General features: G+C 74.6%; 17 protein-coding genes. 7 read left to right on the top strand and 10 right to left on the bottom strand.

Annotated features, from left to right (window positions below; translation table 11 throughout):
• Positions 1-28: 28 nt before the first annotated feature.
• Positions 29-1,495 (bottom strand): MFS transporter, encoded by a 1,467-nt coding sequence (locus Q7L73_RS26185; RefSeq protein WP_304694991.1) that lies wholly within the window; start codon positions 1,493-1,495, stop codon positions 29-31.
• 137 nt (positions 1,496-1,632) lie between these two features.
• Between Q7L73_RS26185 and Q7L73_RS26180 the strand changes: the two genes are divergently transcribed.
• Positions 1,633-1,836, top strand: coding sequence for a hypothetical protein (locus tag Q7L73_RS26180; RefSeq protein WP_304694989.1), 204 nt, complete (start codon positions 1,633-1,635; stop codon positions 1,834-1,836).
• A gap of 49 nt (positions 1,837-1,885) precedes the next feature.
• On the opposite strand, the gene Q7L73_RS26175 is transcribed toward Q7L73_RS26180, so the two are convergent.
• Positions 1,886-2,842 carry an ROK family protein gene (locus Q7L73_RS26175; RefSeq protein WP_304694987.1) on the bottom strand — a complete coding sequence of 319 codons (957 nt, stop codon included), beginning with the start codon at positions 2,840-2,842 and terminating at the stop codon, positions 1,886-1,888.
• A 145-nt stretch (positions 2,843-2,987) separates the two neighbouring features.
• Between Q7L73_RS26175 and Q7L73_RS26170 the strand changes: the two genes are divergently transcribed.
• Positions 2,988-5,360, top strand: coding sequence for a glycerophosphodiester phosphodiesterase family protein (locus Q7L73_RS26170; protein WP_304694985.1), 2,373 nt, complete (start codon positions 2,988-2,990; stop codon positions 5,358-5,360).
• Between the two features lie 77 nt (positions 5,361-5,437).
• On the opposite strand, the gene Q7L73_RS26165 is transcribed toward Q7L73_RS26170, so the two are convergent.
• Positions 5,438-5,641 carry a hypothetical protein gene (locus Q7L73_RS26165; RefSeq protein WP_304694983.1) on the bottom strand — a complete coding sequence of 68 codons (204 nt, stop codon included), beginning with the start codon at positions 5,639-5,641 and terminating at the stop codon, positions 5,438-5,440.
• A 62-nt stretch (positions 5,642-5,703) separates the two neighbouring features.
• Positions 5,704-6,429: a DUF3159 domain-containing protein gene (locus Q7L73_RS26160; protein ID WP_304694982.1), complete on the bottom strand. Its 726-nt coding sequence runs from the start codon at positions 6,427-6,429 to the stop codon at positions 5,704-5,706.
• 124 nt (positions 6,430-6,553) lie between these two features.
• Between Q7L73_RS26160 and Q7L73_RS26155 the strand changes: the two genes are divergently transcribed.
• A complete protein-coding gene (locus Q7L73_RS26155) occupies positions 6,554-6,778 on the top strand; it encodes a hypothetical protein (RefSeq protein WP_304694980.1) in 225 nt (74 codons plus the stop codon).
• Positions 6,779-6,791: 13 nt separating this feature from the next.
• Complete coding sequence (locus tag Q7L73_RS26150) at positions 6,792-7,028, top strand: hypothetical protein (RefSeq protein WP_304694978.1); 237 nt, start codon at positions 6,792-6,794, stop codon at positions 7,026-7,028.
• Here Q7L73_RS26150 and Q7L73_RS26145 read toward each other — a convergent pair.
• Positions 6,983-8,056: a L,D-transpeptidase/peptidoglycan binding protein gene (locus Q7L73_RS26145; protein ID WP_304694976.1), complete on the bottom strand. Its 1,074-nt coding sequence runs from the start codon at positions 8,054-8,056 to the stop codon at positions 6,983-6,985. The two genes, Q7L73_RS26150 and Q7L73_RS26145, sit on opposite strands and share 46 nt — an antisense overlap.
• A gap of 208 nt (positions 8,057-8,264) precedes the next feature.
• On the opposite strand from Q7L73_RS26145, the gene Q7L73_RS26140 reads away from it, so the two are divergent.
• The gene (locus tag Q7L73_RS26140) at positions 8,265-9,410 is read left to right on the top strand and encodes a UDP-N-acetylmuramate dehydrogenase (RefSeq protein ID WP_304694974.1); all 1,146 of its coding nucleotides are present in this window, start codon (positions 8,265-8,267) and stop codon (positions 9,408-9,410) included.
• Positions 9,411-9,420: 10 nt separating this feature from the next.
• On the opposite strand, the gene Q7L73_RS26135 is transcribed toward Q7L73_RS26140, so the two are convergent.
• The 4 genes from Q7L73_RS26135 to Q7L73_RS26120 form a co-directional block, all read right to left on the bottom strand.
• Positions 9,421-12,186, bottom strand: a complete 2,766-nt coding sequence (locus Q7L73_RS26135; protein ID WP_304694972.1) for an AAA family ATPase — start codon at positions 12,184-12,186, stop codon at positions 9,421-9,423.
• Between the two features lie 107 nt (positions 12,187-12,293).
• Complete coding sequence (locus tag Q7L73_RS26130) at positions 12,294-13,304, bottom strand: NADP-dependent oxidoreductase (protein ID WP_370552459.1); 1,011 nt, start codon at positions 13,302-13,304, stop codon at positions 12,294-12,296.
• Complete coding sequence (rpiA, locus tag Q7L73_RS26125) at positions 13,301-13,960, bottom strand: ribose 5-phosphate isomerase A (protein WP_304694968.1); 660 nt, start codon at positions 13,958-13,960, stop codon at positions 13,301-13,303. The genes Q7L73_RS26130 and rpiA overlap by 4 nt, the downstream gene beginning before the upstream one ends.
• Entirely contained in the window at positions 13,957-15,069 is a 1,113-nt protein-coding gene (locus Q7L73_RS26120) for an AI-2E family transporter (RefSeq protein WP_304694966.1), read from the bottom strand. The genes rpiA and Q7L73_RS26120 overlap by 4 nt, the downstream gene beginning before the upstream one ends.
• A gap of 22 nt (positions 15,070-15,091) precedes the next feature.
• On the opposite strand from Q7L73_RS26120, the gene Q7L73_RS26115 reads away from it, so the two are divergent.
• On the top strand, positions 15,092-15,769 hold the full coding sequence (locus Q7L73_RS26115; protein ID WP_304694965.1) for a TIGR00266 family protein: 678 nt from the start codon (positions 15,092-15,094) through the stop codon (positions 15,767-15,769).
• Positions 15,770-15,772: 3 nt separating this feature from the next.
• Here the strand turns inward: Q7L73_RS26115 and Q7L73_RS26110 are convergent, their stop codons facing one another.
• Positions 15,773-16,489 carry an HAD-IA family hydrolase gene (locus Q7L73_RS26110; protein ID WP_304694963.1) on the bottom strand — a complete coding sequence of 239 codons (717 nt, stop codon included), beginning with the start codon at positions 16,487-16,489 and terminating at the stop codon, positions 15,773-15,775.
• Between the two features lie 70 nt (positions 16,490-16,559).
• Here Q7L73_RS26110 and Q7L73_RS26105 point away from each other — a divergent pair.
• Positions 16,560-19,680, top strand: a 3,121-nt coding sequence (locus Q7L73_RS26105) for a BTAD domain-containing putative transcriptional regulator (RefSeq protein ID WP_304715716.1), incomplete at its 3' end; no start/stop codon positions are given.

Below are 19,680 nucleotides of genomic sequence, written 5' to 3'. Positions count from 1 at the left end.
GCGGGGTCGGCGCTCCGGCGGGCTCGGATCAGTGCGCCATCGCGACGGCGGCTTCGTCGGCGTTGATCGTCGCCGTGTCGGCTCTGCGGATCAGCAGCGTGACCGCGACCGCGCCGACGGCCATGAAGACCGCGCCGATCAGGAACGCGAGGTGGTAGCCGTCCACGAGCGCCTGGCTGGCCTGCACGCCGTCGCCGATCTGGTTCTCGGTGCGCGAGGTCGCGAAGGTCGACAGGATCGCGAGGCCGAGCGCGCCGCCGACCTGCTGCGACGTGTTGAAGAGGCCGGAGGCGAGGCCGGCGTCATGCTCGTTCACGTTCGTCGTCGCCAGCAGCGTCAGCGGCACGAACAGCATGCCCATGCCGATCGAGAGCACGACGACCGCCGGGAACAGCTCGCTCAGGTAGTTGCCCGCGGGCGTGATCCGCGTCATCAGCAGGAGGCCGACGCCCGCCAGCACGAGGCCGGACAGGATCTGCGCCTTGACGCCGATCCGCGGGATCAGCTGCTGCGCCGCGACCGAGCCGCCGATGATGCCGACGGTGAACGGCAGGAACGCGAAGCCGGACTTGATCGGCGAGTAGCCGAGCACCTCCTGGACGTAGATCGTCGCGAAGAAGAACATCGCGAACATGCCGGCCATCGCCAGCACCATCACGCCGTTGGCGGTCGACAGCGAGCGGACCTTGAAGATGCCGAGTCGCACGAGCGGGTGCTTGTGGACGCGCTCGATCAGCACGAAGCCGACGAGCAGCGCGATGCCGAGGGCGCCGAAGCCGAGCGTCGTGCTCGAGCCCCAGCCGTCGGCTTCCGCTCTGACGATCGCGTAGACGATCGCGACGACGCCGCCGGTGACGGCGATCGCGCCGCCGATGTCGAAGCCTCTCGCGCCGTCGCCCTTGGACTCGGGGATCAGCCGCAGCGAGGCGAAGAAGGCGGCCGCGCCGATCGGGACGTTGACGAGGAAGATCCACTCCCACGACAGCGACTCGGTCAGGACGCCGCCGAGCAGCAGGCCGAAGGCCGAGCCGGAGGCGGCGATCGCGCCCCAGGCGGCGAGCGCCTTCGTGCGCTCCGCGCCGTCGGCGAAGGTGGTCATGATGATCGAGAGGGCGGCCGGCGAGACGAGCGCCGCGCCGAGGCCCTGGAGGCCGCGGAAGCCGATCAGCATCCCCTGCGACGTCGCCAGCGCGCACAGCGCTGAAGCGGCGGAGAAGAGTATGACGCCGGCCAGGAACACGCGCTTGCGGCCGAACAGGTCGGCGGCACGACCGCCGAGCAGCAGGAAGCCGCCGAACAGCAGCGTGTAGGAGTTGATGATCCACGCCAGGTTGGCGGGGGAGAAGTCGAGGTCGTGCTGTATCGAGGGCAGCGCGACGTTCACGATCGTCGCGTCGAGCACGACCATGAACTGGGCGAGGCAGACCAGCACGAGCACGACCCAGCGGTTCGTCTCGGTGCGGGCTCCCGCCTGGGCAGCAGGTGCTGTGGACATGGGAGGAGAGGTCCTTCTGGTAGAAACGGAGCAGTCGATCCGGTTGAGCAAGGTAGCACAAGAGGAGCGGCCGCTCCGGTTACGGCTCTGTTAACGCGTCATTCGACGCACCGAGCCGGCGGGGGTACGCTCGGCTGATGAACCGATCGCACGATGGGGCCGACCGCGTCGGCCACGGCGAGGCCTCGCTCGGCGAGGCGCAGTCGAGCAACCCGCCCGACGATCCCGACATGATCACCGCAGGCGTCCCCGACCTCGACGCCGACGTCGACTACGAGGGCGACGGCACGCCGCCGCCGGTCGAGCGCGGCAACGAGGACCCGGCGCCGAACGCGCCGTAGCTCCCGGACCGGCGGCGCCGCCCCGCGCGGGCGGGCGCCGGCTGGAACGCTAGGCGACCAGCAGCGCGGCGCCGACGGCGCCGCCGAGGTCGCCGAGCGCCGCCAGCCGCACGGCCGGCGGGCGGTCGTCGTTGAAGAGGTGCGGCATCATCGCCGCGAGGATCCGGTCGCGGTACTCCTCGCCGAGCCGCAGCCCGAGCCCGCCGCCGATCAGTACGACCTCGACGTCGAGCAGGTTGACCGCCGAGGCGACGCCGGTGCCGAGCGCCTCGACCGCCTCGTCGACGATCTCGGTCGCGAGTCTGTCGCCCGCCGCCAGCGCGCGCGACCAGATCCCGCTCGTCAGGCGCGGTCTGTCGTGCTTCTTCATCAGATGGAAGAGGTCGGTCTTCTCGCCGGCCTCGTGGCGCTTGCGGGCGGTCGCCTCCATCGCGCCGCGGCCGGCGTACGCCTCCATGCAGCCGTGACGGCCGCAGGGGCACTTGCGCCCGCCCTGCTTGACGACCATGTGGCCGATCTCGCCGGCCGCGCCCTCGCCGTCCCAGCGCACGCCGTCGAGGATCACGCCGCCGCCGACGCCGGTGCCCCAGAAGACGCCGAGCAGCGAGCGCGCGCCGACGCCGGCGCCGAGCTGGACCTCGGCGTCGGTCGCGACCGAGACGTCGTTGCCGAGCTTGACGGTGACGCCGCCGATCGCTCTGGAGATCGCGTCCGCGAGCGGGAAGACGCCCTCCCAGTCGGGCAGGTTGCGCGCCTGGCCGACGGTGCCGGCGGCCGCGTCGATCGCCCCCGGCGAGCCGACGCCGACGCCGGCCAGCTCGGAGGTCGCCACGCCCGCGGCGCCTGCCGCCTCGCCGATCGCCGTCGCCATCGCGGCGGCGACGTCCGCCGGGCCGCCCTCGGTCGGCGTCGGATGACGCGCCTCGCCGAGCACTCTGTTGTCGTCGTCGACGACGACCGTCTGGATCTTCGTCCCGCCGAGATCGATCCCACCACGAACTGACATCGCAGCAGCATAGTGGTGCATCCGGCGGCCGCTGAGACTTGAGACCCGGTCTCCGTTTGCTCACACGAAAGTGACACCTGGGTCACAACCTGGCAGGGGGCCGTTCTTAGGTTGCCGCACGTCGTCCCCATCCCTCAGGAGTCCCATGTCCTCACGCAGAATCGCCGGCCTGCTCGGCGCGCTCGCCGCTGCCGGCACGCTCGGCCTCGCCGCCGCGCCGGCGCTCGCCGCGCCCGAGACCGTCCTCACCGAGAGCTTCGACGGCACCGCCCTCCCGAACGGGTGGAGAGCGATCGAAGGCACCTGGACGGTCGCCGACGGTCGCCTGACGGGCGTCTCGGCCAACAGCAACCAGCAGAGCCGCATCACCTTCGGCCCGCACCTGCACGACTTCCAGTTCGAGGCGACGATCCGCTTCGTCACCTCGACCGACACCGCCCGCTGGACCGGCCTCGCGCTCGACATGGCCGCTGACGGCGCCGCGCCCTGGCAGCAGGCGGCGATGCGCGTCAACACGTCCGCCTCCAACGGCACCGAGTTCGCGATCAGAACGGCCGCCAACGCCTGGAACGTCACCAACGCCGCGCCCGCTCCGGCCGCCGCCGGCACCGGCAGAGACGTGAGAGTGAAGATCGTCGTCCACGGCAACAACGGCGAGTGGTACTTCAACGACGCGCTGACGCAGACGACGAAGTCGCTGCAGCGCTCGGCCAACGGCGGCCTCGGCTTCGTCGTCAACGGCGCCAGAGTCCAGTTCGACGACGTCAAGGTCACCAAGCTCGACCGCCAGTCGTACGTGCAGCCCAACGACGGCAGCACCTACCCGCGCGTCGTCGCCCACCGCGGCTACTCCTCGATCGCGCCCGAGAACACGCTCGCCGCCGAGGCCGCCGGCGCGCGCGCCGGCGCCGACTGGGTCGAGACCGACGTCACCACCTCCGCCGACGGCGTCCCGTACATCTCGCACGACGACACCGTCAACCGCACCACCAACGGCACCGGCTCGATCAGAGACCTCACCTCCGCCTACCTCGACGGCCTCGACGCCGGCAGCTGGTTCGCGCCGGCCTACGCCGGCCAGAGACTGGAGACGCTCAGAGCGCTCCTGAACGAGGTCAAGCTGAGCCCGGCCAACTTCCTGCTCGAGATCAAGGCGCCGCAGAACAGAGAGCAGGTCGCCCGGATCGTCAGAGAGGTCTACGACGCCGGCATGGAGGAGCGGACGATCGTCCAGTCCTTCGGCGACAACGAAGTCCGCTACGCGCGTGAGGCGAGCGCCGACATCCCGCTCGCGATCCTGCGCGGCGCGCTCGACGCCGACCCGGTCGCGGTCGCCAGATCGCTCGACGTGATCGCCTACAACCCCGACTGGGGCGCGATCAGAGGCAAGCCCGAGGTGACCGCGGCGCTCAACGCCGCCGGCTTCGCCGTGATGCCATACACGGTCGACGATCCGACCCAGTGGGCGCGCATGCGCGACGAGGGCATCGACGCGATCATCACCAACAAGCCCGGCGAGCTGTACGGCTGGGAGCAGGGCCACAGAATGGCGTCCGCCAACGGCGGCACCGTCAGAGGCGGCATCCTCGCGCCGCTCGACGGCGCGCAGTACAAGCGCGGCGAGTCGTTCACGGTCTCGCTCGACACGGGCGCGGCGACGACGGTCGAGGCGAAGCTCGACGGCACCACGATCGCCGACGGCGCGACCGTCCGCGCCGCCGACCTCGCGCTCGGCGCGCACGAGCTGACGCTGACGAGCTCCTCCGCCAGCGGCGCGGCCAGAACCGCCACGGCGAGATTCACCGTCGTCCCGTCGGTCGTCGGCCTGTCGCACCTCGTCGCGGTCGCCAGAGGCGTGCCGAACTCGCTCCGTCCGCAGCTGCTCGCCGACGTGCTCGCGCACCGCTGGGCCAGAATCGCGAGAACGCTCGCGGCGCATGACGGCGAGCTGGGCGAGAACGCCGCCAGAACGATCGGCGACGAGGTCGCCGCGCTGCTGACCGCCGAGGGTCCGGGCGACGACGAGCCCGGCACCGGCATCCCCGGCCCGCAGGGTCCCAAGGGCGACCAGGGCGAGGCCGGTCCGGCCGGTCCGGCGGGTCCCGCCGGCAGCAACGGCACCGACGGCACCAACGGCAGAGACGGCGCCACGGGCGCGACCGGTCCCGCCGGCGCGACCGGCCCGGCCGGCACGAACGGCGCCAAGGGCGACCAGGGCGCCAAGGGTGACAAGGGCGAGAGAGGCGCCAACGGCCGCGACGCGCTCGTCACGTGCAAGATCACCGGCTCCAGCTCGGTGAGAGTGACCTGCTCGGTCACCTACACCAACGCCGCCAGAGCCACCGCCGCGAAGAAGGCGACGAAGAAGTCGAAGGCGCGCCTCGTCAAGAACGGCCGCACCTACGCGAAGGGCCGCGTCGGCGCGCTGAAGGCGACGCGCACGCTGACCCGCGGCGGCTACACGCTGCGGATCGCGACCCCGAAGGGCGTCATCGCCTCGAAGGTCACGCTGCGCTAGCAGCGACTCGTCGCCGGAGCGGCCCGCGCGGGTCGCTCCGGCGTGTTCGCAGCTTCATGCTCGGCGCGGTGCTCGTCTCAGGCCGCGCCGAGCTGCTGCTCGGCCCAGCGTTCGACCAGCTCGTGCTGGATCGGCGTCAGCGCCAGCTCGTCGCCCCGCTCGAGCGCGCGCGAGGCCTGCGCGAGCGTCATGCCGACGCCGGTCAGGACGGAGCCGATCAGCGGCGGCGCCTCGCTGCCGCAGACGCCGCAGCCGCAGGTGGGATCGGTGTGGCTGGCCATGCTTCGAAGATAGCGGGCGGGCGCCCAGCGGGCGGGCGCCGCGCCGGGCGGCCCAGCGCGCGTCAGCGGGGCGCGGCGGCGTCCGCGTCGGGCTCGGCCTGCCGCTCGCGCTCGGCCTCGGCCTCGTCCTCGGCGTGCAGCGCGCCCTCCTGTCTCAGCACGAGCCACGAGAGCCACATGCCGACGGCGAACAGCGGCAGGCCCATCGCGACCTTCGCGACGCCGAGCGCGACGACCGCGCTCGCGATGTAGAGCGGCAGCTGGACCGCCAGCCGCAGCGCGAAGACGCCGACCCAGATCCACGTCACGTGCGAGTAGATCCGCACGCGCCGCGGATCGTCGCGCCAGCCCATGCCGCTGCCGGCGACGGCGCCGAGCGCGACGCCGGCGATCGGCCAGCGCAGCAGGATCGAGCCGGCGAGCGCGATCACGTAGCCGATGTTCAGCAGCAGACCGGGCAGGAAGAAGTCCTCCGCCTTGCCGGTGCGGCTGACGATGAAGGCCGAGATCGCGATCCCGAGCAGGCCCGAGAGCGCGTACTGGACCGTCTGCTTGCGCGCCAGCCGCGCGGCGGCCATCACGACGCTGATCGCGACCGCGACGATCGCCGCCTGCGTCGGCTCCAGCTTGCCAAGCGTGTAGGCGATCACGAACGCCGCGGCCGGCAGCGCCGACTCGACGATCCCGAGCGGGCCGCCGAGCGCCTCGGCGAAGGCGGCACCGGCCGTCGGCGCGCGCGTCGCGGCGGCGACCGCTTCACGGCGGGGATCGTGGATCTCGTCGCTCATCGTCTCCCTATGGTGCCGGACTCGGGACCTCTCCTGCGTCGCCGTGTCCGACGAGCGCGTCCCGCGTGGTCATCGCGCGCCTCGAAGGGGGCGAACTTCACTGCGTTTCAGCCTCTTGCCGGAGATGCTGACGATGCCTCTGCTCGCGACGACGACCTCGCTGCTGCCGGAGTCGATCGGGTTGAGCCAGATCGCCTCCGGCAGTGGCGTCGGCGCCTGGGTGCTGGCGACGTTCGCGGTGTTGCGCGGATGGCCGATCGAGCGTGTTCAGCGGATGATGCTGCTCGGCACGATAACTGGTGGCACGTTAGCTGCTGTAGCGCTTTCGGCGCTGCTGCTGTTCTCTTAGGAGCATGACTGTGATGAGTCGAATCGTCTTCGTGCTGATGTGCCTCACCGGCACCGTGCACGTCGTCTTCTTCGCCGGTCCGCAGATGGCCGGTCTCTCACCGCTGGTGATGATCGCGTTCGTGGCGCTCGTCGCTGCCGTGACGATCCCGATCGAGCATCGGGATCACAAACGGCGGCAGCGGAAGGCCGCGAGCACCGCCGCTCAGGCGGCGACGAGGACCGGAGTGCCGATCGCGACGCGATCGTAGAGATCGATCACGTCGGTCGGGTTCATGCGGACGCAGCCGTGCGAGGCGGCGCTGCCGAGGGAGCCGATGTCCGCCGTGCCGTGGAAGCCGACCGAGCCGTTGAAGCCGATCCAGCGGGCCTTCAGCGGGTTGTTGGGGGCGCCGCCGGGGATCGTCTGCCCGGCGAGGTCGCCGGCCCACTCGGAGTTGGGGACGTTCCAGGGCGGATCGACCTGCATCGACTGGACGACGAACTGGCCCTCGGGCGTCGGGTACTGGGACGAGCCGACGGCGACGCCGTAGGTCTTGACCAGCTCGCCTCTGACGAAGACGCGGACGGTGGTGGACGACTTCGAGACGGTCACGACCGTCGGGGTCGCCTCCCACACCTGCTCGGTCGTCTTCGCCGCCGGGACCTTCTCGACGGTCGCTCTGAACGAGCGGGCGCTGTTGGGCTTGCGGAGCGCGCGGACGATCTGCTTGCGCAGCTTCGCCGGGTTCTGAAGTCTGGAGCCGTCCTGCGATCTCGTCACCGAGACGCTCTCGACGTTGATCGCGAGCGCGGCGTCGACCGCCGGCTTGTCGACCGATCTGGCGATCCGGTCGACGAAGGCGGAGACCGCTCTGTCGGAGACCGCGACGGCGACCTTCTCGTTGCCCTTGACCTCGCCGCCGGTCAGCTCACGCCAGCCGCGCTCGACGAAGTTGCCCTTCTCGCCGGACTGCAGCGCGCGGCTGATCGCGCCGTCGAAGGCGACGCCGACCTTTGCCTCGCGGGCCGTCAGCTCGACGGTTCTGCCGTCGACCTCGACCTTGACCGGCCGGTTGGCGCGCTCGGCGACGCGTCTGCGCAGGATTGCTCTCGCCTCGGCGGCGGTCTTGCCGCCGACGTCGATGCCGCCGATCGTCACACCCTTCGGGATGCGGTCGTTCGCGGCGCGGGCGTTCCAGCCCAGCAGGCCGACTCCGGCGGCTGCCAGGAACAGCAGCAGGCCGCTTATGAGCAGGAGCGTCCGTGCTCGGGTGAGGTGGGTCCGTCGGCTGGGCACGAGGCAAGAAGGTAGCGGGCGCGCGCGGCGGAACTGAAAGATCGCTCTCAGCAGGGAGGGGTCGGTGTCAGCGTGTTGACCAATCAGCACCCGCGTTGGAGGGGCGAGGGCCGGCATCGCGACGCGGCCCGGCCGGCAGCGCGGGCGGCGGGCGCGGGGCGGTGCGGCGGGGGACGGCGAGCGGCGACGGGCCGTTATCGTGACCGGCGTGCCGACGCCGCCCGCAGAGCAGACCGCGACGCCGCTGGCGCCGCTGACGACGTTGCAGCTCGGCGGTCCCGCGCGCCGGCTGGTCGAGGTCGACGGCGAGCGGGAGCTGGTCGCGACCGTGCGCGAGCTGGACGCCGCCGGCGAGCCGCTGCTGGTGCTGGCCGGCGGCTCGAACGTCGTGATCGCCGACGCCGGCTTCGACGGCACCGTCGTGCTCGTGCGCTCGCGCGGGATCGAGCACGACGGCGACGAGCTGATCGTGCAGGCCGGCGAACCGTGGGACGGCGTCGTCGAGCAGGCGGTCGAGGCGGGGCTGGCCGGCATCGAGGCGCTCTCCGGCATCCCCGGCTCGGCCGGCGCGACGCCGATCCAGAACGTCGGCGCCTACGGCCAGGACGTCAGCCAGACGATCGTCGCGGTGCGCGTGCTCGACCGCGCCGACGGCAGCGTGCGCGAGCTGCCGGCCGCCGCCTGCGGCTTCCGCTACCGCACGAGCGCGTTCAAGGGCCGCGACGACCGGATCGTCGTGGGGGTGCGGTTCGGGCTCGCGCGTAGAGGCAGCGCGGCGTCGGCGGGAGGTGGCCTGACCGCGGGGCCGTCGGCAGGCGGCGCGGCGGACGGCGGCACGTCGCCGGGCGGACGTGGCGCGCGGGCGCTCGGCGCACCCGTCGCCTACGCCGAATTGGCGCGCACGCTCGGGGTCGAGGTCGGCGGGCGGGCGCCGCTCGGCGAGGTGCGCGCGGCGGTGCTGGCGCTGCGGCGCGGCAAGGGGATGGTCGTCGATCCGGCCGATCCCGACTCGGTCAGCGCCGGCTCGTTCTTCACCAACCCGATCCTCGACGCCGCCGCCTACGAGCGGCTCGCGGCCGCGACCCCGGGCGACCGACCGCCGCCGGCCTACCCGGAGCCCGACGGCCGCGTCAAGACCTCCGCCGCCTGGCTGATCGAGCACGCCGGCTTCACGCGCGGGACGGCCCGCGGCAGCGTCGCGATCTCCTCCAAGCACACGCTCGCGCTGACCAACCGCGGCGGCGCCACGACCGCGCAGCTGGTCGCCTTCGCCCGCGAGATCGCGGCCGGCGTCGAGCAGGCGTTCGGCGTCGCGCTCGTGCCCGAGCCGGTCTTCGTCGGCCACGCCTGGTAGCGGCGGCGGCTCAGGCCGACGCCAGCGCCGCCGCCAGCTCGTCGCGGCCGCGGCCGCGGACGCCGAGCTTGGCGTAGACGTGCGTCAGGTGGCGTTCGACCGTCTCCTCCGACAGGTACAGCTCGCTCGCGACCTGGCGGTTGCTGGCGCCGCGCGCGACCAGCTGCGCGACCGCCCGCTCGCGCTCGCTCAGCTCCGCCCGCCCGTGCGCGTCCGCGCCGGCGTCATCTTCGGCGCCGGGCGACAGGCGCGCGCCCGCAGACCGCAGTGCGCGGGCGGCCTCGTCGCGGTCGGCGAAGGCGCCGAGCCGGCCGGCGGTCGCGGCGACCGCCTGCAGCCGCGTCACGCCGCTGTCGCGCTCGTCGGCGGCCAGCAGCGCGCGGCCGGCGAGCAGGTCGGCGCCGAGCTGCTCCTGCCGCAGCCCGTGGCGCAGCGCGTCGGCGACCGCCGCGCGCGCCAGTCGCACCGCGCCGTCGGCGTCGCCGCGCGCGAGCAGCAGCTCGCCCTCGGCGCGCACCGCTCGCACCGCCGTCGCCGGCAGGTCGAGCCGGCCGGCGACCGTCGCCGCCTGCCGCGCCCAGCGCTCCGCCTCGTCGATCCGCTCGGCCGCGATCGCCGCGCGTGTCGCGGCCAGCAGCACGCTTCCGGCCGCGGTGCGGTCGAGCCGGTGGAGTCTCGCGCCGGCGACCTGCGTCAGCTCGCGCAGCAGCCGCTGCGGGTCACGCGCGTGGCGGACGAGCGCGTCGTGGGCGAGCAGCGTGACGGTCGCGCCCTGGGCGCGCGTGCCGCCGATCAGCAGCTCGCTGTCGAAGGCGGCCTGCTCGGCCTCCTGCTGCCGGCCGATCGCCGCCAGCACGCGTGCCCGCTGGGTCAGCGTGAACGCGAGCTCGTAGCGGCGGCCCTGCAGCCGCATCGCCTCCTCGGCGACGTCGAGCCGCTCCAGCGCCGCGTCCAGCTCCAGCAGCGGCAGCTCCGCCATCGCCAGCACGACGTGCAGATGCAGGTGGAGGTGCGCCTGCAGCGCGCTGCGCGCGAGCCGCAGCCCGCGTCGCAGGACCGGCGCCGCGGCGGCATAGCGCTCGACCTGCGAGAGCGTGCCGCCGACCGTCCAGGCGACGTCGACCTCGCGTGCGAGCGGCTCGTCGCCGACCTGCTCCAGCAGCCGTGCCGCCTGCTCGACGCGGCCGCCGGCCTGCTCGCCGAGCAGCACCTGCCCGAACGCCCGCTGCGCGGCGATCGCGGCGCGGGCCGGCAGCTGCTCGTCGCCCGGCAGCCGGTCGAGCGCCTGCTCGGCGCGCTCGGCCCAGCCCGCGACGGCGGCGCTGTCGCCCTTCAGGAAGGCGATCCCGGCGCGGTTGGAGAGCAGCCGCGGGCGCAGCGGCGGCGGCGCGGCGGCGAGCGCGGCGCCGATCCGTCGCTCGGCGCCGTCGTACTCGCCGCGCAGCACCTCCGCGACCGAGACGGCGGCGACGAGCGTCACCCGCCGCGCGACCTGCTCGGCCGGCAGCAGCGCGATGCAGGCGTCGAGCGCCTCGCTGCTGTCGTCGAAGCGGCCGGCGGCGCCGAGTGCCAGCCCCTGCCGCTCCAGCAGCCCGCCGCGCAGCGCGGCGTCGTCGTCCGGCGCCAGCCGCAGGGCCGCCTCGTACCAGTGCGCGGCGGCGCTCGGCGAGGTCGCGGCGGCCTCGTCGCCGGCGGCGCCGAAGAGCGCGATCGCCTCCCTGTCGCCGGCCTGCGCGAACTGCTCGACGTGGTACGCGCGCACCGACGGCGCGGCGCCGCGCGCGGCCAGCAGCGCGGCGGCGCGCGCATGCGCCTGCCGCCGCCAGCCGCGGTCGGTCCCGTCGGCGACGGCGGCGTGGACGAGCGGGTGGCGGAAGCCGAAGCCGCGCCCGCCGGCGGCGCGCACGAGGCCGGCGCCGACGAGCGCGTCGAGCGCGACCAGCGCGGCCGGCTCGTCGACCGCCGCCGCCGCGGTCGCGACGTCGAGATCGAACGGGTCGCCGGCGACGGCGGCGCCGTCGGCGAAGCAGCGGGTCGCGGGGGAGAGCCGGTCGAGCTGTTGCGCGATCGCCGCCGCGACCGTGCCGGGAACCGGCTCGTCGGGGTCGGCGGCGTCGCCGGTGCTGCGCGCCAGCTCGCGCAGGAACAGCGGGTTGCCGTCGGCCTCGTGCAGGATCCGCTCGCGCATCTCCGGGTCGAGGTCGGGCGGCAGCAGCGCGCGCGCCGTTCTGCGGCTGAGCGGCGCCGGCCGCAGCTCGTCCCAGCCGTCGACGTGGCGGCCGGCGTCGAGCAGCCGCGTCAGCACGCTGCCGGGGCGCAGCGCGAGCACCAGCAGGCTGCCGTGCGGCGGCCGCCGCAGCAGGTGCAGCAGCAGCTCCAGCGTCGCGTCGTCGGCCCACTGGACGTCGTCGAGCAGCAGCGCCAGCGGCCGCTCGGCGGCGAGCTGCTCGAGCTGGACGCGCATCGCATGGTGCAGCCGGAAGCGCTCCCACGGGATCACCGGCTCGCCGGGCGCCGGCAGCGGCAGCGGCGAGAGGCGGCTGCCGAGCGCCTCGCGCAGCAGCGCGAACGGCAGCTCCTGGCCCGGCTCGGCGGCACGTGCGGAGAAGACCTGCAGCCCGGCCGCGCTGACCCGCTCGGCGGCGACCGCCAGCAGCGCGCTCTTGCCGATCCCGGCCTCGCCGGAGAGCGCGAGCAGCCGCCAGCCGCCCGCCTCCGCCTCGGCGAGGGCGCGGCCGATCGCGGCGATCTCGACGTCGCGCCCGAGCAGTCTCATCGCGGCGAAGGGTAGACGGCGCGAGAGCACGTGCGAGGCGGGCCGGGAGCAACCCGCCTCCCGGCGCGAGCCCGCGCCCGCGATGCGGCAGGCGCGAGCGCGGCCGCTCAGTCGAGCTTGACGAGCATCTTGCCGGTGTTGGCGCCGTGCAGCAGGTCGATGAACGCCTGCGGCGCCGACTCCAGTCCGTACGTCGCCGTCTCGCGGTAGCGCAGCGCGCCGCGCGTCAGCCAGCCGCCGACCTGCTCGACGAATCTCGCGCGCAGGTGGCCCTGGTCGAGCACGAGGAAGCCGCGCATCTGGCCGCGCGTCTGGATCAGCCGCGCGAGGTTGCGCGGGCCGGCCGGCGGGGTCGTCGCGTTGTACTGCGAGATCATCCCGCAGATCGCGATCCGGCCCCAGACGCGCAGCGAGCCGATCGCCGCCTCCAGCGTCTCGCCGCCGACGTTGTCGAAGTAGACGTCGATCCCGTCGGGGGCGATCGCGCGCAGGCGCTTGGCGAGATCGGGCTGCTTGTAGTCGAGCGCGTCGTCGGCGCCCAGCTCGTCGGTCACGTAGGCGCACTTCTGCGGCCCGCCCGCGACGCCGATCACGCGTGAGGCGCCGAGCAGCCGCGCGACCTGCACGGCCATGCTGCCGACCGCGCCGGCCGCCGCCGAGATCAGCACGACGTCGCCGTCTCTGACCGGCGCGACCTCGACCAGGCCGGCGTAGGCGGTCAGGCCCGGCATCCCGAGCACGCCGAGGAACGCCTGCGGCGGGATCACGCTCGTGTCGAGCTTCTGCACGTGCCGGGCGCCGAGCAGCGCGTGGTCACGCCAGCCGGCCTGGTGGACGACCGTGTCGCCGACCGCGAAGCCGTCGGCGCTCGAGGCGATCACCTCGCCGACGGCGGCGCCGTCCATCGGCGCGCCGAGCGCGTACGGGTCTATGTACGTTCTGATCCCGCTCATCCGCCCGCGCATGTACGGGTCGACGCTGAGCCAGCTGTTGCGCACGAGCAGCTCGCCGTCGGCCGGGTCGGGCAGCTCGCGCGCGACCAGCTCGAAGTCGTCCGGGACCGGCTCGCCGTCGGGATGACGCCGAAGGTGGAACTCGCGCGCGGCGGTGCTCATCAGTGCTCCTCGTGTTGGCGGTGCTCGACCCCGTCGATGCCCGCGATCAGGACCAGATGCACGAGCGCGGGGGAGAAGAGGCCGTGGTCGACGACGCCCGGGGTCGCGTCGAGGCGGGCGGCGAGCGCGGCCGGGTCGTCGATCTGCGTGTGCAGGTCGGCGATCAGGCCGCCGTCGGGCGACAGCGGCGTGTCGGGTCGCAGCTTCGCGCCCGGCAGCCGCGCCAGCGTCGCCTCCAGCCCGAAGGCGTGCAGCTCCAGCGGCAGCGGCGGCCGCAGCGCCTCGACCGGCTTGTCGCCCGATGCGATCACGACGAACCGCTTCGCCGCGGCGGCGACCAGCCGCTCACGCGTGTGCGCCCCGCCGCCGCCCTTGATCAGCCAGTCGTCGGGCGCGACCTGGTCAGCGCCGTCGATCGCGACGTCCAGCTCGGCCAGCGCGAACGGCTCGACGTGCAGCCCGAGCGCGCTCGCCGCCGCCTCGGTGCGCGGCGAGGTCGCGACGTAGCGGACCTCCCGCAGCGCCCGTCGCGCCAGCGCCGGCAGCAGGTAGGCGACCGTCGAGCCGGTCCCCAGCCCGACCTTCATCCCGTTCTCGACCAGCAGCGCCGCCGCCTCGGCCGCGGCCTGCTTCTGCGCTTCGATCTCTGCGCTGCTCATGGCTCTCCCGCCTCGACCGCCTCGACCGCCGCGGCCGGCGCCGGCGCCGGCGCGCGCAGAGCGGCCATCCGCTCCCGCCGCGGCCTGCCGGCCTCGCGGATCACGATCTTGATCACGGCAGCGAAGGGTACGGCGAGGATCGCGCCGACGACGCCCAGGATCGAGGAGGCGATCAGGACCGCGACGATCGTCGTGAAGGCGGTCAGCTCGACCGCGCGGCGGTAGACGAGCGGGTAGACGACGTAGTTCTCGACCTGCTGGTAGATCAGCTGGATCAGCAGCATGCCGCCGGCCGCTATCGGGCTGACGGTCAGCGCGACGGCGACGAGGATCACCGCTGCGATCGTCGCGCCGACCTGCGGGATCAGGTCGAGGAAGGCGGCTATCACCGCCAGCACGATCGGGAACGGCAGCCCGAACGCCCACGCCGACAGGCCCGCGACCGTGCCGGCGACGAGCGAGATCGCGACGTTGCCGATCAGCGACGAGGAGACCGCGCGGATCGACTCCTCCAGGATCGGCCGCCAGCGCGCCTCCTGCTCGGGCGGCGCGAAGCCGAACAGCCAGTCGGTGATCTTCGGGCGCTCCATCAGCAGGAACAGCGCCAGGAACGTCAGCGTCACCAGCGACAGCAGCGAGCCGAAGACGCCGCCGGCGATCCCCAGCAGCGCGTCGGCCGCCTCCGGCAGGCCCGAGGCCAGCTCCTTCAGCGTGTCTCTGACGGCGTTCTGGCTGCCGCCCGAGACGAACGTCTGGAAGGCGTCGCTGTCGGTCAGGTCCTCCCAGTACTGCGGCACGTGCTCGAGGAACGAGCGGACCTCGTCCCACAGCGGGCCGACCGTGATCACGACGATCAGGAAGACCGCGACGAACAGCGAGACGATCACCGCGCAGGCCGCCGGGCCGCGCTTCCAGCCGCGCGCGACGAGCGCGCCGACGACCGGGTCGAGGCCGAGCGCGAGCACGCCCGCGACGAAGATCGACAGCAGCGAGCCGAGCGACAGCAGCGCCAGCGCGACGACCGCGACGAAGGCGGTCACCAGCAGCAGCGTCCGCAGCGGGACGATCAGCTCGACTTGCGCGCGCGGCGGGCGTCCGGGGTCGGTCACGGGCGCACTGTACCTTCGCGGCATGAACGTATCCATCCGCCACGCCCCCAGCTTCGCCGTCGCTCGCTGCCAGCTCGCCGGCGGCGAGCAGATGAGAGCCGAGTCCGGCGCCATGATGGCCACCTCCTCCGGTGTGGACGTGGAAGCGAAGATGCAGGGGGGCCTGATGAAGGGCCTCAAGCGCAGCGTGCTCGGCGGCGAGTCGCTGTTCATGACGACGTTCACGGCGCCCGGCTCCGGCGGCTGGGTCGACGTCGCCGCCAACCTGCCCGGCGATCTCATAACGCTGGAGCTCGGCGGGCCGGTCAACATCTCGCGCGGCAACTGGCTCGCCTCCTCGGCCGGGATCGAGCTGGACACGAAGTGGGGCGGCTTCAAGAACCTCTTCGGCGGCGAGGGCGGCTTCTTCATCCACGCGACCGGCAGCGGCAACGTGATCGTCTCCTGCTACGGCGCGCTCGACACGATCGAGCTGGCGGCCGGCGAGAGCGTCGTGCTCGACTCCGGCCACGTCGTCGCGTTCGACCCGTCGACCTCGTTCACGACCCGCAAGGTCTCCAGCGGCATCATGAACACGCTCAAGTCGGGCGAGGGGCTCGTGATGGAGTTCACCGGCCCGGGGCGTGTGCTGACGCAGACGCGCACGCCGAACGCGCTGATCGCGTGGCTGACGACGGAGCTGCCGTTCAGCCGCTCGTGACGCTCAGCGCGTGACGCGGATGCCGTCGCCGTCGACCGCGAACCGCAGCAGCGACAGGTTCGCGATCGACGCGTCGGCGTCGAGCTGGTCGAGCGCGTGCGTGCCGTCGACCGCGAGCGTCGCGCAGCCGGCGGCGCGCGCGGCCGTCAGCCCCGCGGGCGCGTCCTCGACGACGAGGCAGCGGGCGGGGTCGAAGCCGAGCCGCTGCGCGCCGAGCCGGAACGGCTCCGGGTCGGGCTTGCCGCGCGAGACGTCGTCGGCGGTGACGGTCACCGCCGGCAGCGTCAGGCCGGCGGCGCCGGCGCGCGCGGCCAGCAGCGGGCCGGTGCAAGAGGTGACGATCGCGAGCCGCTGCGGCGGCAGCGACGCGAGCGCGGCGACGCTGCCGGGGCGCGGGACCGTGCCCTCGACGTCGTTGATCTCGTAGTCCATGATCCGCGCGATCGCGGAGGCGTGACGCTCCTGCGGCAGCAGCCGGACCACGATCTCGGCCGCCGGCATCCCGTGGCTGCCCTGCATCCGCTCTATCTCGACGTGCTCCTCGCGCGCCCATCTGAGCCACGCCCGCTCGACCGAGGCGGTCGAGTCGACGAGCGTCCCGTCGAGGTCGAAGAGGACCGCGTCGAAGGTCCGTCCCGCGAACGCCGCGACCGGGTCGGGCGCCGCCCCGCCGGTCGCCGCCGTCTCGGCCGTGAGGTGCGTCGCTGCTCGGTCGCTCATGCCGCCATGATGGCCGAGGCGGCGATGCACCGGTTTGGCGCGGTCCCGGGTCGCAGTTAGGCTGGCGCGCATGCGGGTGACCCTCTGCGGCGCGTTCGCGCTCGAACCGCGCGACAGTGGCGCGCCGCTGCCCGGCGGCCAGGCGCGGCAGGTGCTGACCTACCTCGCCGCCCGCAGCGGCCGGCTGATTCGCCGCGAGGTGCTGCACGAGGTGCTGTGGCCGCGCGCCGGCAGCGCGCCGCAGGATCCCGACGCGGTCCTGTCGAGCCTGCTGTCGCGGATGCGGCCGCTGATCGCGCCGGCGCGGATCGAGAGCAGCGGCGGCGGCGTCGGGCTGCTGCTGCCGGAGCGGTCGAGCGTCGACGTCGAGGTCGCCGCCGCGGCGCTGGAGCAGGCGCGCGACGCGCTCGCCGCCGGCGACGGGCGCGCGGCCGGCGCGGCCGCCGCACGCGCGCTGGCGATCGCCGAGGCCGGCTTCCTGCCCGAGCAGGAGGAGGACTGGACCGCCGGCCCGCGCGAGCTGGTGCAGACGCTGCGGCTCGACGCGCTGGAGTGCGAGGCGAACGCGGCGGTGCTGCTCGGCGGCGCGCCGCTGGCGGCGGGCGAGCAGGCGGCGCGGATCGCGGTCGTCCTGGCGCCGCTGCGCGAGTCGGCGCACGCGGCTTTGATGCGGGTGCTGGCGGCGCGCGGCAACACGGCTGAGGCGCTGCGCGTCTACGAGCAGCTGCGGCGGCTGCTGATGGAGGAGCTGGGCGTCGCGCCGTCGCCGGAGCTGCGCGCGCTGCACGAGCGGCTGCTGGGCGGCGACGAGGGCGTCACGCCGCAGGCGCTGCTGGCGGAGGTGCTGGCGAGCGGGAACGGGAACGGCGCGCCGCAGGCCGCCGCGGCGACGGGCGGGGCGGGCGTCGTCGCGCTGGCGCCCCCGACCGCGGCCGCGGGCAAGGAGGCGTGGGAGCGCCCGCCGCTGCCGCCGGTCGTGCGCGCGCTCGGCAGCGGCGAGCCGGCCGGGCGCGAGACGGCGCTGCGGCTGCTGCAGCGCAGCGTCGAGCGGGTCCGCGCCGACGGGCCGCGCGCGGCGCTGATCCTCGGCGAGCCGGGGATGGGCACGTCGCGCCTCGCCTGCGTCTTCGCGCGGCAGTGCTACGACGACGGCGCCTACGTCCTCTTCGGCCGCGCCGAGCCGGGCACGGGCGGCGGCGCGACCGCGCTGCGGGAGGCGTTCGCGCCGCTCGCCGGTGCGGCCGGCTGGGACGACGAGAGATGGCGCGAGGCGGCCGCCGAGGAGGGCGAGGGACCGTGGGCGCGGGCGCTGCGCGACGCCTGCGAGCGCGTCGTCGCGGTCGCGCGCGAGCAGTTCGTCGTCGTCGTGATCGACGACGCCGAGTCGCTCGACGCGGCCAGCGCGCGGCTGCTGCGGCTGGTGCTGGAGTCGCCCGACACGCGTTTGCTGCTCGTGCTGACGGCGACGACGCGGGCGCTGCGCGGCGGCTCCGCGACCTGGCACGTGCTCGACCGCCTGCGCCAGGTCGCGCGCCGCGACGACGTCGTGCTCGACGACCTCGACGCGGCCGCGGTCGCCGCGCTCGTCGCCGACGAGCTGCCGGCCGCGCCCGCGCAGCTCGGCGCGGCGCTGTACGACTACGTCGGCGGCCATCCGGTGCTCGTGCGCGAGGCGATCGAGGAGCTGCGCGGCCACGCCGACCCGCTGGTCGCGCTGCGCACGGCGGTGCCGCAGACGCTGCGGGCGAGCGTCGCGCAGCGGCTGGCGCGGCTGAGCGAGCCGGCGCGGCGGGTCGCGCGCGGGGTCGCGGCGCTCGACGGCGCGGCGCTGATCGGGACGCTCGCGCAGGTGCTCGCGCTCGACCGCGAGCTGGTGCTCGACGCCGTCGCGGAGGCGGCCGAGGAGCGGCTGCTGCGGCTGGAGCGCGACCAGCGCCACGTCGGCTTCCAGACGCGCCTGGAGCGCGACGTGACGATCGCGCTGATCGGCCGCGCGGAGCTGGCGCGCGACGCCGCCGCGGCCGTGGCGACGCTGACCGCGGCCGGCGTCGAGACGCCGGTGCTGGGACGGCTGGCACTGCGCGCGATCCCGGCGCTGAGCGCCGACGACGCATGTGAACGGGCGTACACAGGGCTGCGGGAGCTGCTCGAACGGCGCGACTTCGGCCCCGCGGAGACGCTCGCCGACGCCGCGCTCGACGCGCGGCCGTCGCCGCCGCTGCGGGCGCGGCTGCTGGTCGCGGCCGGCGAGGCCCGCCGCCGCGTCGCCGCCGGCCCGGCCCGGCGCGCCTTCGCGGAGGGGCTGCGGCTGGCGCAGCAGCAGGGCGACGCGCTGCTGGCGGCACGCGCCGCGCTCGGACTGGCCGCGCTCGGCGAGAGCAGCGTCAACCGCAGCCTCGGGCCGGCGGCGCAGAAGGTCGTCGACGCGCTCGCGGCGGCCGAGCGGTCGCTGCCGGCCGACCACCCCGACCTGCATGCGCAGCTGCTCGCGCGACTGGCGCTGGAGCGCTCGTGGGAGCCCGACCCCAGCGGCGCGCTGGCGCTGCTGGAGCGCGCCCGCGCGCTGCTGAGCGCCGATACGCCGTCGCTGACGCGGCGGGTCGTCGAGCAGGCCGAGATCCGCGTCGACGCCGACCCGGCGCGGACCGAGCAGCGGCTCGTGCAGGCGGGGCGGCTGCTGGACGAGGCGCGCGGCGCGCACGACGGCGCGGGCGTCGTCGCGGCGCTCGCGACGCGGCTGCCGCTGCTCGGCGAGCTGGGCCGCTGGAGCAGCGTGCGCGACGAGCTGGCGGCGGCGCGGCGGCTGGCCGGGCAGCTCGGCGATCCGCGCTTCCTGCGCTGGGCCGGCGAGGCGGAGGCGATGCTGGCCGAGATGGCCGGCGAGCGCGCGCGTGCCGCCGGCCTGCGGGCGGCCGCGCTCGACGCAGGCGGCGACCAGCCGGTGCCGAGCGAGCCGTTCGCGCTGGAGCAGCTCTTCCACCGGCTCCACCGCTATCCCGACGAGGTCGAGGCGGCCGACGTCGAGGCGATCGCCGAGATCGCCCAGCGGCGGCCCGACCTCGGCGCCGCGCGCGCCTGCGCGGCGCTGCTGCGGGCGGCGCGCGGGGAGGAGGCGGCCGCCCGCGCGCTGCTCGACGGCCTGCCCGCCGACCCCGCCGGCCTCGCCGCGCTCGACCGCGCCAACGGCCTCG

This window comes from Conexibacter sp. CPCC 205762 (assembly GCF_030646155.1).
In the GTDB taxonomy this organism is placed as follows: Bacteria; Actinomycetota; Thermoleophilia; order Solirubrobacterales; family Solirubrobacteraceae; genus Conexibacter.
Note: the sequence above shows the minus strand (reverse complement) of the source record. Positions and strands in the feature narration are given on the sequence as shown.

What these genes read in the sequence shown, in the direction of transcription:
- Q7L73_RS26115 (WP_304694965.1), top strand. Translation starts at nt 15,092, where the DNA reads ATGAACGTATCCATCCGCCACGCCCCCAGCTTCGCCGTCGCTCGCTGC.
- Q7L73_RS26135 (WP_304694972.1), bottom strand. Translation starts at nt 12,186, where the DNA reads ATGAGACTGCTCGGGCGCGACGTCGAGATCGCCGCGATCGGCCGCGCC.
- Q7L73_RS26160 (WP_304694982.1), bottom strand. Translation starts at nt 6,429, where the DNA reads ATGAGCGACGAGATCCACGATCCCCGCCGTGAAGCGGTCGCCGCCGCG.
- rpiA (WP_304694968.1), bottom strand. Translation starts at nt 13,960, where the DNA reads ATGAGCAGCGCAGAGATCGAAGCGCAGAAGCAGGCCGCGGCCGAGGCG.
- Q7L73_RS26110 (WP_304694963.1), bottom strand. Translation starts at nt 16,489, where the DNA reads ATGAGCGACCGAGCAGCGACGCACCTCACGGCCGAGACGGCGGCGACC.
- Q7L73_RS26175 (WP_304694987.1), bottom strand. Translation starts at nt 2,842, where the DNA reads ATGTCAGTTCGTGGTGGGATCGATCTCGGCGGGACGAAGATCCAGACG.
- Q7L73_RS26165 (WP_304694983.1), bottom strand. Translation starts at nt 5,641, where the DNA reads ATGGCCAGCCACACCGATCCCACCTGCGGCTGCGGCGTCTGCGGCAGC.
- Q7L73_RS26180 (WP_304694989.1), top strand. Translation starts at nt 1,633, where the DNA reads ATGAACCGATCGCACGATGGGGCCGACCGCGTCGGCCACGGCGAGGCC.
- Q7L73_RS26150 (WP_304694978.1), top strand. Translation starts at nt 6,792, where the DNA reads ATGAGTCGAATCGTCTTCGTGCTGATGTGCCTCACCGGCACCGTGCAC.
- Q7L73_RS26185 (WP_304694991.1), bottom strand. Translation starts at nt 1,495, where the DNA reads ATGTCCACAGCACCTGCTGCCCAGGCGGGAGCCCGCACCGAGACGAAC.
- Q7L73_RS26155 (WP_304694980.1), top strand. Translation starts at nt 6,554, where the DNA reads ATGCTGACGATGCCTCTGCTCGCGACGACGACCTCGCTGCTGCCGGAG.
- Q7L73_RS26170 (WP_304694985.1), top strand. Translation starts at nt 2,988, where the DNA reads ATGTCCTCACGCAGAATCGCCGGCCTGCTCGGCGCGCTCGCCGCTGCC.